Consider the following 12,584-nt stretch of genomic DNA (forward strand, 5'->3'; position numbering starts at 1 on the left):
TCTCACTTACTTCATTTACTACCATTCATGCTTTGTTACTCGCGGCAAAAAATGCCGTCACACTTCATCTTCTCCACTCTTCTAGTCAACATAGCAGAAGTGCGCTTCTGCTTTTTCCTATAATATTACAAGTCTGTTTTTTTTGTCAATGATAAATCTGGTCGAAGCTGGACCGCGTTGCGCAGATAAATATGAATGACCTCATCTTGCGCTTTAGCAGTTTGTGCGGTCATCATAATCCGAATACAGCCCGGCAAAGAGCCGGGAACCGGGATTTCTCTTGTACACATGACTGGCACATACGTCCAGCCCTCAATTCGGCGCAGCGCTTGAGCAGGAAATGCAGCCGTTAAATCATCGGTAACTGAGATCAGCACAGATACTACATCGCTTGCTTTTATCCCGTTTGCTTGAATCATATGCCGTAGCAACTCTTCAGTAGCATCCACAATTTCTTCGGCATCATTACTCGTGACGGTTGTCGCTCCTCGAATTCCTCTAATCATCAGCTTTCTCCCCACTTTGCCAAAATTCATTTAAAAGCGATAACGCCTGTTTATCATCTATTTCCTCTACGCATACATGTCCAATCTCTCGCAAAAGCACCATGCGGATTTTTCCCGACTTCGCTTTTTTATCTCCCTTCATTTTTTGCAGCAATCGTTCCGGATCAAGCTGCTTCGGCGGAACAACAGGGAAGCCGTACGATTCAAACCATTTGGCGAAATGATGGTCAGCAAATGATAAGCGATATGTGCGCTCGCTGACAAAAATCGCAAATAGCATTCCGAGCGCTACTGCATCTCCATGTGTCATCACACCATATCCTAGCTCGCTTTCCAGCGCATGGGCCAGCGTATGGCCGAAATTGAGATGAGCACGAACTCCTGTTTCTCGTTCATCCTCAGACACGATACGCGCCTTTACTTCGATTCCTTTTCGAATACAATGCTGCAATTTTTCCCCTTTAACATCAGCAAGGCTATGAATGTTCATTTTGAGCCAGTTGTAAAACCCCGGATCGCCAATTAGAGCGTGTTTCACAACTTCAGCAAATCCAGAGCGCAGTTCGCGCTCCGGCAATGATTGTAAAAGTTGCACATCATACACAACCGCTTCTGGTTGATAAAAAGCACCGATCATATTTTTTCCAAGTGGATGATTAATCGCTACTTTCCCTCCGACGGCACTATCATGGGCGAGCAATGTGGTCGGCATTTGAATATAAGGAATCCCGCGCATAAATGTTGCAGCCACAAAGCCAGCCAGATCGCCAACAACCCCGCCGCCAAACGCAATGATAAGTGAATGGCGATCCAAACCATACGTCAGTGCTGCCGTTTGGCAAGCATAATAATGTTCAAATGATTTAGCGGCTTCTCCGCTCGGAATCACGTGTGTGTAAACATCATAGCGACGGCTGAGCGGCTCGACAAGCTGGGACAAATAGAGAGCTTTCAGTGTTTCGTCTGTAACAACCATTATCTTTGTCCCGTGCGGAAAGCCGAGCTCTTCAAGCCATTGCGGCAATAATTCAAGCATTCCTTCCCCTAAACAAAGCGGGTACTGTTTAGTCGCTGTTTGTATAGCTATCTGCTCCATCATTAAAACTCCCTTGCATATCGGCGCATCTGTTCCATATTCGCTTTAATTAAATCCATTCGATCTTGGCCAAATTGGTCAACAATGGCCGCGGCAATTTCCCAAGCGACCACTGCCTCAGCAACAACGCTGGCGGCTGGAACCGCGCAACTGTCTGAACGCTCAATGCTGGCGGCAAACGGCTCTTTTGTTTCAATATCGACACTTTCAAGCGGTTTATATAAAGTCGGAATCGGCTTCATCACTCCGCGCACCACAATCGGCATCCCCGTTGTCATTCCGCCTTCAAAACCGCCAGCGCGGTTGGTGCGGCGGCGAAATCCTACTTCCCTATCCCAAGTAATTTCATCATGCACGGCGCTTCCCGGAAGCCGGGCGGCTTCAAAGCCGATACCGATTTCAACTCCTTTAAAGGCATTGATGCTAACCATCGCCGCCGCAATTTTGGCATCAAGCTTTCGATCATAATGAACATAGCTGCCAACCCCTGCTGGGACTCCTTCTACGATCACTTCAACAATTCCGCCGACGGAGTCACCGTTCGCCTTCGCTCGGTCAATCGCTTCCATCATTTTTACGGCAGCCTCTTCGTCAAAGCAACGAACAGGAGATTGTTCCGTAACGCTTTGCAGTTGCTCAAGCGACTCATAAGCAGGAGACTGTGCCCGCACACCGCCGATCTCCAGAACATGACCAGCTACTTGAATTCCAAGCTCCGCTAAAATCCGTTTCGCTACCGCTCCAGCGGCTACACGCGCGGTCGTTTCCCGCGCAGATGAGCGCTCCAGCACATTCCGCATATCACGATGGCCATATTTGATGGCACCATTTAAATCCGCATGCCCCGGACGCGGTCTCGTCACTTTCCGTTTAACCTCTTCTGTTTCAAGCGGTTCGATGGACATAATATTTGTCCAATGCTTCCAATCCCTGTTTTCGACGACAAGCGTAATTGGTGAGCCAAGCGTTTTGCCATGACGCACGCCGCTTAAAATTTTCACTTCGTCTTTTTCGATTTGCATCCGTCTGCCGCGTCCATATCCTTTTTGTCTTCTCGCTAACTCTTCATCAATGTGCTCCTTTAGAAGCGGAAGACCTGCTGGGACTCCTTCTAAAACTGCCGTAAGCTGTGGACCGTGTGATTCCCCTGCTGTTATGTATCTCATTTTCTAGTTCTCTCTCCCTTCAACTCTTTAACGCGTTTATGTAAAAATATATCATAATTTCACAAAATGAAAAGCCCCTATAAAAAAAGAACTCATCAATGACGATGAATCCTTTCGATTTTCAGTCTATTTTCCGATAAAAAAACGTGTCTTCCGTCTCAAATCCATAAGAGAATGGATTGAAAATTTGCTCCGTGCTTCCAACGAAAAAAATACCGCCTGGACGCAGCGCTTGGCTAAATTTATGGTACAGACTGTGCTTCGCTTCTTCGGTAAAATAAATAAGGACGTTTCGGCAGACGATCAAATCGTAGTTCGTATCGAACGGATCCGCAAGTAAGTTATGCTTTTTAAACGTGACCGCGTTTTTTACATTTTCGTCTATTTTATAATACATTCCTTCTTTTGTAAAAAACTTTTTTTTCATATCCTCTGGCACTTCCTGCAACGAACGTTCTGCATAAATCCCTAGCTTGGCACGGCGAATGGCATTGTCGTCAATGTCCGTTGCCAAGACAGATAGTTGTGAAAGCGGTAAAAGCTTGGATAAAATCATCACGAGCGTATAGGGCTCTTCTCCTGTCGAGCAAGCTGCGCTCCATATTTTTAAACGACGGTTTCGCTCGAGTAGCTTAGGCAAAATTTTTTTCTCAAGCACTTCCCATCGTTTAGCATTCCGATAAAACTCCGACACGTTGATCGTCATGCGATCAAGAAACTCGTGAAAAAGCGCTTGGTCTGCCTCTATTGCTTTAAAAAATTCTTGAAAGCTTTTAAATCCTCTCTTCTCATAGAGAGAGGTCAGTCTTCTTTTCATTTGCGCTTCTTTATATTGGGACAAATCAATTCCCGTTTTTTTTCTAACACTTATCACAAATTGCTGGTAATCGTCCATTTGTGCTTCTCCTCTTCCTCATTACCGTGTGTTACGTATAAGAAAAGCGACTGGCCTTTTCTTGGAGCCAATCGCTTGCTATATTAATACACCCATTCATGGATCAACTTTGAATAGTTGACAAGCTCTTCTTTTTGGAAAAATAAGTTGATCTCGCGCTCGGCACTCGCTGGCGAATCCGATCCATGAATCACATTTTTGCCGACCGTTAAGCCGAAATCGCCGCGAATGGTGCCAGGAGCCGCTTCTTGAGGGTTTGTTTTGCCCATCATTTGACGCGCTGTTGCAATGACATTTTCTCCTTCCCATACCATGGCAAATACAGGACCGGATGTAATAAAGTCGACTAACTCTCCAAAAAATGGACGCTCTTTATGCTCCGCATAGTGCTGCTCCGCCAATTCCCGGGAAACTTGCATCAGCTTTGCGCCAACCAACTGAAATCCCTTTTTTTCAAAGCGAGATACGATCTCGCCGATTAAATTACGTTGAACCCCATCAGGCTTGACCATTAAAAATGTTCTTTCCATTGTTTATACGCCACCCCTAAAAAAGTTATGTACTAGGAAAAGGATTCCCACAAAAATAGTAACATTGTTTCTCTTAATTAGCAATATTCAACATGAAAGCGTTTAAAACTTTCTTTTGCCGATATACTTTGCTAAATTTCGCAATGTTGAACGGGCTTTGCTTTTTGGAAGCTCGTCTAATATGTCTAATGCTTTTTGCAAATACCAATCGCTTAATGCATATGATTTTTCAATCGCACCGGATGCTTTGATGCAATCAATAATCTCTTTCATTTCACCGGCCGATGTACCGGGGTGGACGCGTACAATTTTCTGTCTTGCATCGGCATTCTCCATGGCAAACAAAGCAGGCAAGGTAACGTTTCCTTGCAGTAAATCGCTTCCTGCTGGTTTGCCTAACTGCTTTTCTGTACCAATAAAGTCAAGAATATCATCTGTAATTTGAAACGACATACCCACATAATATCCAAATGTATAGAGACGCTCAGCTACTTCTTGGGGAGCGTTTGCAGCGATGGCTCCCAACTGACAGCTTACAGCAATCAGTAGTGCCGTTTTTCGCTTAATACGACGCAAATAACAGCGAAGTGATTGGTCAAAACGATATTTATCTTTAATCTGTTCAATTTCACCGCGGCACACTTCGACAATAGCATGCGCCAAAATGCGATGAGCCACCGGATTTCCTATTCTCGTCATCCGTTCAAGTGAACGCGCAAAAATGTAGTCTCCTGTATACATGGCAAAACGGTTGCTCCACTTCGCTTTGATTGTCTGCCGTCCCCGCCGCAGCTCAGCATCATCAATGACATCATCGTGAACAAGCGAAGCCATATGAATCAGCTCGAGAGCAACAGCCACATGCTTGATTCGCTCAATATCGTATTGCCCAAATTTGCCGCTGAGCAGCACAAAGACTGGGCGAATTCGTTTACCGCCCGCTTGGAGCAAATGAAGAGCGGCTTCGCTCAGCAACGAATAATCGGACTGAATCGCTGCTTCCAGCTCCTTCTCAATCACTTGTAAATCCGCATCCAAAAACGCATACATCGCTTTTAACTTCATTATGTTCACCTTAATCTTTTATAATGCGTCACGGCTTATATCCTAGATGCATGGCAGCTGCGCCAAATGTATACGGCTTGACTTCGATATTGATAAATCCAGCCTTCTCGAACATGCGCTCCAGCTCTTCCATCCCTGGAAAATCTCGTGCTGATTCTTGAAGCCATGAATACTCCTCATAGCTTTTCGCAAAAAGCTTTCCTAACACCGGCATAATAAAGCGGAAATAAAAGTAATACAGCTGGCGAAACCCGATGAGCGTTGGCTGTGATGTTTCTAAACAAACCGCTTTTCCGCCCGGTTTCAGCACGCGGCGCATTTCTTTCAGCACAGTCATATAATCCGGAACATTTCTTAATCCGAATCCGATCGTCACATAGTCAAATGTATTATCGGAAAACGGAAGCTCCATTGCATTCCCGTGGATTAATTCCACATTGTGCAACTGCCGTTCATTCACTTTTTGCTGCCCAATTTGCAACATATTTTGACTAAAATCAAGCCCGTAGACCTTTCCATCCGGACCTACCGCCTCGGCTAAAGCAATGGTCCAATCACCCGTGCCACAGCAAACATCTAGCGCTTTCGTCCCTTTTTGCACCTTCATGCGGTTCATCGTATCTTGGCGCCATTTTAAATGGCGATTAAAGCTGATGACGGAATTCATCCGATCATAATTTTCATAAATTTTTTCAAATACGTGATGAACTCGTTCCTCTTTCGATCGTTGCATCGTCTTACCCTTCTTCCACTGTCTTTTTAACGATGACAGAAAAATTGCTAATAAGCTCAGAAAGCCGTGTTTGCAGCAGTTCGTTGCACTCGAGCTTCATGTTGAGCAGCTCCTCTTTGCAATGCTCAATATAGCGGTTGCAAATATGAGCCAAATAATGCTTTTGTTCTTTTGCGATACCTTTATTTTTTGGAAAAACAATGCTTGCCATCTGATCAAACAAAACCGATGTCCCGTGCTTCATGAGGCGCTCTTTTTCACGGGCAATTCGTTTCAGCAGCAAAAAATAGTAGGCAAATTTTGACCATGACGGTAAGGAGATGTGCTCGCCGATTTTATAAATTAACGACGATTCAATGACGGCAACGCTATGAAACAGCGCTTCGATTCGCGTAATATCCTTTTGGTACAAGCGAATCTTATGTTCATTAATCTCTTTGATGGCTTGAGCAAATACATGAATCATTTCCAAATTGTTCTTTTTGGCTAAATAATCATAATACAGCCCGCTATACAAATCTCCGGCAAGCACCGTTAATTGCCTTGTCTTCAACTCACGATCCTGCTGCTGTGGAAGCGAATTTGTCACTTCATCATGGGTATCAAGGGCGATTTGCACAAGCATCATCGGAACAACGTACCCGTCTATCTCATCAAAAGAAAGATCCGCACTCTCCAGCATTGACAGCGACAATAGAATCCGATCCTCATCAATCACATGAGCAGATATATGCTGCAATAAATACGGATGATGAAGAAATCGCCCGATTTGTTCTTTTAGAACCGCAATTTTTTTCATGATGTGTTCCAATACGATCACCCTTGCTCCCCAAAATTCGTTTTCAATGCATAGCGCATTTAATTATAGCATAAAAATTCGCGAATGGCTCTAATTTCGATAGAAAAAGGACAACAGAAATGCACGTTCTACCGCTATTTTTTCGCTTCCGAATGAATTTCACCGTGATTTGTCTGAATCAATGCATTTCCTCTGACCTTAATAGCAGATGTATGCTCTGTAAATTGCGCAATTAGCACTTCTCCTTTATCCAGCTTTTCAGAATGGTGAAAGCGCGTATCTGCCCCTCTTGTTAAACCGATGACACTAACGCCGTCCTCCAGCGCTTTAATGACGATATAGTCACTATTATACATCCAATTGCCCCCTTTCAACTTAACGGCAGGTTTACCCTTTTATCAACGACAGAATTTCCGCACGGGCCGTGGAATCCGTTTCAAGCGACCCGCGCACGGCTGTCGTCACCGTTTTTGCTCCAGGCTTTTTCACTCCGCGCATCGTCATACACATATGTTCTGCCTCTACCACAACCATAACACCATGAGGATCCAACGTTTCCACAATTGCATCCGCCACCGTCGCTGTAATCCGCTCTTGAAGCTGTGGACGACGCGCCACTGCCTCAACCGCCCGCGCGAGCTTACTGAGCCCTGTCACCTTTCCACCGCGCGGAATATAAGCAACATGTGCGACACCAAAGAAAGGAACTAAATGATGCTCACACATAGAAAAAAACGGGATGTCTTTGACAAGCACCAATTCTTCATGCTCTTCGCTAAAAACCGTCTGAAAATGCTCTTTAGGGTCCTCATTCAATCCAGAAAACATTTCCGCATACATCTTTGCTACCCGTTTCGGTGTATCTACTAACCCTTCTCGATTAGGATCTTCACCAATCGCTTCTAAAATCAGGCGAACCGCCTGTTCAATTTGCTCATAATTCACATTTGACATCTTGCTCTACATCCTCCTGCATCGCACAAAATCTCTTTGTAAGTGATCCGAACCGAAATGATCAGCCGTCCGCTCATCTTGGAGCGAGAACTTTCTTTCCACATGCAGCACCCGAAATCAACTGGGCTTTCTTTTTTTCAAAATGAAAAATACCATAAAGACAAACATGATAAATGATTGATATAGCTTATTATGTATAAATGAGGGGGTCCTGTAATCCGATTCTAGCACATATGGGAAAAAAAAAGCAAAAAAAGAAGGGCGACGAAACCGCCTTGCCCTTCTTTCCAGCTCTTTTTATGTAGCAATTACTTTACAGCATCTTTAAGAGCTTTACCTGGTTTGAACGCAGGAACTTTGCTCGCAGGGATTTCCATTTCTTCCCCTGTTTGTGGATTGCGTCCTTTACGAGCTGCGCGCTCACGAACTTCGAAGTTCCCAAAACCGATTAATTGCACTTTATCGCCATTTTTAAGCGCTTCTGTAATGGATTCAAAAACAGCATCGACTGCTTTTGTTGCGTCTTTTTTAGAAAGGCCGCTAGTTTCTGCAACCGCATTGATTAATTCTGTTTTGTTCATGCCATTCACCTCCTCCCAAGGGCTAATCAACATGCTTATTCCATTTGTTCACAATTTCGCGTATTTCTATACGTATCAAGCAATATTAAATTGTCGACATGCCTATCTTAAACGATTCATCGGCATAATTCAACATATTTTCAGCAAATGAATGTAATTTAGTCACATTTCACCAATGAAACTAAGTTTTGCTGATAAAAGATTATCATATGTCTTATTTGTTCGCAAGATGAAACCCTTGTTTTTTCAAGGCTTTTATTTATTTTCTTTCAATAGGGTCCTTCCTCTTCATAAAAATATGGCTATAAAGCCAGCAAAACTCGCTTCCGGCGAAATGGTATACCAAGCTTCTATGCGGCGGACGATCGTCAAAAAAACGGGAATTCCCCTTTTGAAGACATTATACGACTAAGTTTATCAAGAAAGTTCGTTCAACAAAAAAAGACCCCGAATCGGAGTCTCGGTTTCTCGTTTTATAAAATAATGGCGATTAATCCTCCAGAACCTTCGTTGATGATGCGTTCAAGCGTTTCTTTTAATTTATAGCGCGCGTTTTCTGGCATTAAAGCGAGCTTCGCTTGAATTCCCTCCCGCACGATGGAGCTAAGTGAACGTCCAAAAATGTCGGAATTCCAAATGGAAAGCGGATCATCTTCAAAATCTTGCATTAAATAACGGACTAGCTCTTCGCTTTGCTTCTCCGTACCAATGATTGGAGCAAATTCTGACTCAACATCCACTTTAATCATATGAATGGATGGAGCAACCGCTTTTAGACGTACACCAAATCGTGAGCCTTGGCGGATGATTTCCGGCTCATCTAAACTCATATCCGAAAGCGCTGGAGCGGCAATGCCATATCCTGTTTGTTTCACCATCTTTAAAGCATCCGCGATTTGGTCATATTCCGCTTTTGCATGCGCAAAATCCTGCATCAGCTGAAGCAAATGATCCTTCCCGCGAATTTCAACGCCAACAACCTCTTTTAGGATTTGGTCATACAGATCATCCGGTGCGTATAAATCGATTTCAGCCACTCCCTGCCCCATTTCAATACCAGCAAGGCTTGCTTTATCAATAAAATCATATTCACCGAACTGTTGCACAACCCGGTCAACATCTCGAAGCCTTTTAATATCTTTCACCGTGTCTTTAACGGCTTCTTGGTAGCTTTCACGGAGCCAATGATCTTCACGAAGCACCATGACCCAGCTCGGTAAATTCACATTCACCTCAAGCACCGGAAATTCATATAATGCTTCACGGAGTACGCTGTATACATCTGCTTCGCGCATGCTTTCAACGCTCATGGCCAGCACAGGAATATCATATTTTTCACCAAGCTGCTGGCGGAGCGCTTCCGTTTCCGGATGATGCGGACGGACCGTATTGATAATCATGATAAACGGCTTTCCAACTTCTTTCAGCTCGTTAATCACTCGTTCTTCCGCCTCTACATAGTTTTGCCGCGGAATTTCTCCAATCGTGCCGTCCGTCGTAATCACGACGCCGATCGTTGAGTGTTCTTGAATCACTTTTCTCGTCCCAATCTCCGCTGCTTCTTGAAACGGAATCGGCTCTTCATACCACGGCGTATGAATCATGCGCGGGCCGTTTTCATCTTCATATCCTTTCGCACCTGTTACGGCATATCCGACACAATCAACAAGCCGAATATTGACTTCTAGCCCGTCATCAACGCTTACCTTAACCGCTTGATTGGGTACAAACTTTGGTTCAGTTGTCATGATGGTTTTACCTGCGGCGCTCTGTGGCAGCTCATCTTGTGCGCGTGCCTTATCTGCTTCGGTTCCGATATTCGGAATAACCACAAGCTCCATAAATTTTTTTATAAATGTCGACTTGCCTGTTCTAACAGCTCCGACTACTCCTAAGTAAATATCGCCGCCTGTTCGTTCCGCGATATCTTTGAAAATATCGACTTTTTCCAAATGACTCCCCTCCAGTCTTTGAGTCGTTGTGGCCCTATAGGACACTATATGAATATGATGTTGTCCTATTCATTTATGACTAAAATAAGAAAAAATCCCTTCTCTAGAATGTATTCAGAAGAGAAGGGATCATGACTTATTTCGTTAAAAAAATCGGTTCGTTATGCTCATCGATTGTATAGGGAAGAGAATAAGCCGGAACAAATAAAGAGTTTTTTACTAGCAGATCGCGAATATCATCGCCCGGCTTATATGATGCCTTTGTTTTTTTCAGCATGTCATATAAATCGATCCGGTAATCCACATAAATCTCGCCATTATAATCAATCACAAACGGCAAATTATTTCCGGAAAACGGACTAATCGCATATGGCGGTTCCTTATATCCGAGCTTTTTATAGTCCAGTGTAAACACACCTTTCGCCACCATATTCTTAAATGGCGGATATCCATGGGAATCACGGTACATTTGCAGGCGCAGCTTTAGATCACGGATTTGATCCGCCATCCGCAAATCAAGTAATTTTACTGTTGGATTGGTTTCAGCATCAACAATGACATACTGGAAAATCCCCCCGCTTTCAAACGCATTTCCTGGCGGCTCCTGCATATAGCGTGGAACAAGCATTTGAAAGTCGATCGGATATTTTTGATAAATGGGCGTTTTCATATCTCGTGTTTTAATCGGCAATAGCCCCCCCGTTGCTTGGCGGTATTGATCAACGGCTTGCTGTACACTTGCTACTTGGCTTTCATGCGGAATTTGGTTTTGTTTTAATCGTTCATCCGGATATAAACAGCCGGCTAATAGCAGCACCATGACGCTAGCAATCATCCATCGTAGAGCTAATTTCATCCTAATCTCCATCCTTTTGCCTGTCCATTATTCTGGCGTTGGCCCGCTAAACACAACAAAAATAATAATAATTCCAGCTAAAATCATTAATATGTAAGCTATTAGCGCAAGCACTGCTTTCACGGCCTTGTTTTTTACTTTATAACGGCTGATATAAATCGAAAAAACAGAAATAAACATAAAAACCATCGAAGTAATGGCAATCCACATTTTCGCTAATCCCGGCGACATATTCGTTCCCCCTTTTTTCGACAACTATTATACAAGATTGGCAGCAAACTACGCAAAAAAAACTGAAGTAAAGTGGGGCTCTTTACTTCAGTAGACTAGTACCCTTTGTCCGGAAGTTCAAGTCTATGAATGTTCGTGATATTGTATGCATCGGTCAGCACCCTGGCATCATCGAATGCCTATTTTTCTAAAATATTGATTAAATCTTCCATTTCATTCGTTTTCATGCGCGCCATTAATGAATCTGCCCCTTCTTTCGGATCTTTTCCGTTAAACAATACGTCGTAAAGCACCTCAGTAATGGGCATTTTCACATTCAGCTTTTTAGCAAGCTGATGAGCGGCTTTGGTTGTTCTGACTCCTTCGACAACCATTCCCATACTTTGAAGCACTTCATCCAGCGGATTTCCTTTACCGAGTAAATGCCCTGCTCTCCAATTGCGCGAATGCACGCTTGTACACGTAACAATTAAATCGCCAATGCCCGCCAACCCTGAGAAAGTCAACGGATTCGCCCCCAGCGCGCAGCCTAATCGCGCAATTTCCGCAAGCCCTCTTGTAATAAGAGCCGCCTTGGCGTTATCTCCATATCCTAATCCGTCTGTAATCCCAGCGGCAAGGGCGATAATATTTTTTAATGCTCCGCCAATTTCAATCCCGATTAAATCTGGATTCGTATAGACCCGAAAATACTGCGAGTTCATAAATAAATCTTGAACGCGTTCAGCTGCCGTCATATTTTTCGACGAAACGGTTACTGTCGTCGGATGGCGCAGGCTCACTTCCTCCGCATGGCTCGGTCCCGACAACACAACGACATCCTGCAAAAGCGTTCCCATTTCCTCTTCAATAATCTCCGAAATTCGTTTATGTGTATCTGGTTCAATTCCTTTGCTAACCGTTACAATCGTAATCGGTTGTCGCAGACATTGCTTTACTTTTCTGAGCACCTCGCGAATGGCCTTAGTTGGAACAGCCAGTACAGCTGTGTCAATCGCTTCAAGTGCCTCGCTCAAAGAAGAATACCCCGTAATTCCTTCAGGAAGCTGAATTCCCGGCAAATATTTTTCATTTGTCCGCTTTTCGTTAATTTCTTTGATTTGCTCAGGGCGTTGGCCCCATAAACGAACGCTATGGGCATTATCGGCCAGCACCATGGCCAGCGCCGTGCCCCAGCTTCCCGCCCCCAATACCGCAATTTGCTCCACTCTTATCACTTC

15 protein-coding genes are annotated in these 12,584 nt (G+C 44.1%); all 15 read right to left on the reverse strand.

The genetic code is table 11. The features are described from left to right. Positions 1–125: 125 nt before the first annotated feature. On the reverse strand, positions 126–506 hold the full coding sequence (aroH, locus tag GRQ40_RS11795; RefSeq protein ID WP_044742257.1) for a chorismate mutase: 381 nt from the start codon (positions 504–506) through the stop codon (positions 126–128). Then, positions 499–1,605 (reverse strand): 3-dehydroquinate synthase, encoded by a 1,107-nt coding sequence (aroB, locus tag GRQ40_RS11800; protein WP_159720062.1) that lies wholly within the window; start codon positions 1,603–1,605, stop codon positions 499–501. The genes aroH and aroB overlap by 8 nt, the downstream gene beginning before the upstream one ends. Continuing rightward, complete coding sequence (gene aroC / locus GRQ40_RS11805; RefSeq protein WP_159720063.1) at positions 1,605–2,768, reverse strand: chorismate synthase; 1,164 nt, start codon at positions 2,766–2,768, stop codon at positions 1,605–1,607. Before aroC ends, aroB begins: the two co-directional genes overlap by 1 nt. Positions 2,769–2,889: 121 nt before the next feature. Further along, entirely contained in the window at positions 2,890–3,663 is a 774-nt protein-coding gene (locus tag GRQ40_RS11810; protein WP_080862399.1) for a CheR family methyltransferase, read from the reverse strand. A gap of 83 nt (positions 3,664–3,746) precedes the next feature. Further along, entirely contained in the window at positions 3,747–4,193 is a 447-nt protein-coding gene (gene ndk / locus GRQ40_RS11815) for a nucleoside-diphosphate kinase (protein WP_044742253.1), read from the reverse strand. Positions 4,194–4,295: 102 nt separating this feature from the next. Further along, positions 4,296–5,258 (reverse strand): heptaprenyl diphosphate synthase component II, encoded by a 963-nt coding sequence (gene hepT / locus GRQ40_RS11820; RefSeq protein ID WP_044742252.1) that lies wholly within the window; start codon positions 5,256–5,258, stop codon positions 4,296–4,298. A 28-nt stretch (positions 5,259–5,286) separates the two neighbouring features. Further along, positions 5,287–5,991: a demethylmenaquinone methyltransferase gene (locus tag GRQ40_RS11825; protein ID WP_159720064.1), complete on the reverse strand. Its 705-nt coding sequence runs from the start codon at positions 5,989–5,991 to the stop codon at positions 5,287–5,289. 4 nt (positions 5,992–5,995) lie between these two features. Beyond that, entirely contained in the window at positions 5,996–6,811 is an 816-nt protein-coding gene (locus GRQ40_RS11830) for a heptaprenyl diphosphate synthase component 1 (protein WP_159720065.1), read from the reverse strand. Between the two features lie 113 nt (positions 6,812–6,924). Continuing rightward, complete coding sequence (mtrB, locus tag GRQ40_RS11835) at positions 6,925–7,146, reverse strand: trp RNA-binding attenuation protein MtrB (RefSeq protein ID WP_044742249.1); 222 nt, start codon at positions 7,144–7,146, stop codon at positions 6,925–6,927. 31 nt (positions 7,147–7,177) lie between these two features. Then, positions 7,178–7,744 carry a GTP cyclohydrolase I FolE gene (folE, locus tag GRQ40_RS11840; RefSeq protein WP_044742248.1) on the reverse strand — a complete coding sequence of 189 codons (567 nt, stop codon included), beginning with the start codon at positions 7,742–7,744 and terminating at the stop codon, positions 7,178–7,180. Between the two features lie 308 nt (positions 7,745–8,052). Beyond that, the gene (locus GRQ40_RS11845) at positions 8,053–8,325 is read right to left on the reverse strand and encodes an HU family DNA-binding protein (RefSeq protein WP_149917072.1); all 273 of its coding nucleotides are present in this window, start codon (positions 8,323–8,325) and stop codon (positions 8,053–8,055) included. A gap of 473 nt (positions 8,326–8,798) precedes the next feature. Then, complete coding sequence (gene spoIVA, locus GRQ40_RS11850) at positions 8,799–10,277, reverse strand: stage IV sporulation protein A (protein ID WP_044742246.1); 1,479 nt, start codon at positions 10,275–10,277, stop codon at positions 8,799–8,801. Positions 10,278–10,413: 136 nt separating this feature from the next. Next, positions 10,414–11,133 carry a hypothetical protein gene (locus GRQ40_RS11855; protein WP_044742245.1) on the reverse strand — a complete coding sequence of 240 codons (720 nt, stop codon included), beginning with the start codon at positions 11,131–11,133 and terminating at the stop codon, positions 10,414–10,416. Between the two features lie 27 nt (positions 11,134–11,160). Then, positions 11,161–11,364 (reverse strand): DUF2768 domain-containing protein, encoded by a 204-nt coding sequence (locus GRQ40_RS11860; protein WP_044742244.1) that lies wholly within the window; start codon positions 11,362–11,364, stop codon positions 11,161–11,163. A gap of 179 nt (positions 11,365–11,543) precedes the next feature. Further along, positions 11,544–12,572, reverse strand: a complete 1,029-nt coding sequence (locus GRQ40_RS11865; RefSeq protein WP_159720066.1) for an NAD(P)H-dependent glycerol-3-phosphate dehydrogenase — start codon at positions 12,570–12,572, stop codon at positions 11,544–11,546. Positions 12,573–12,584 lie beyond the last annotated feature (12 nt).

Origin of the sequence: Anoxybacillus sp. PDR2 (assembly GCF_009834045.1) — a bacterium.
Classification (GTDB): Bacteria; Bacillota; Bacilli; order Bacillales; family Anoxybacillaceae; genus Anoxybacteroides; species Anoxybacteroides rupiense.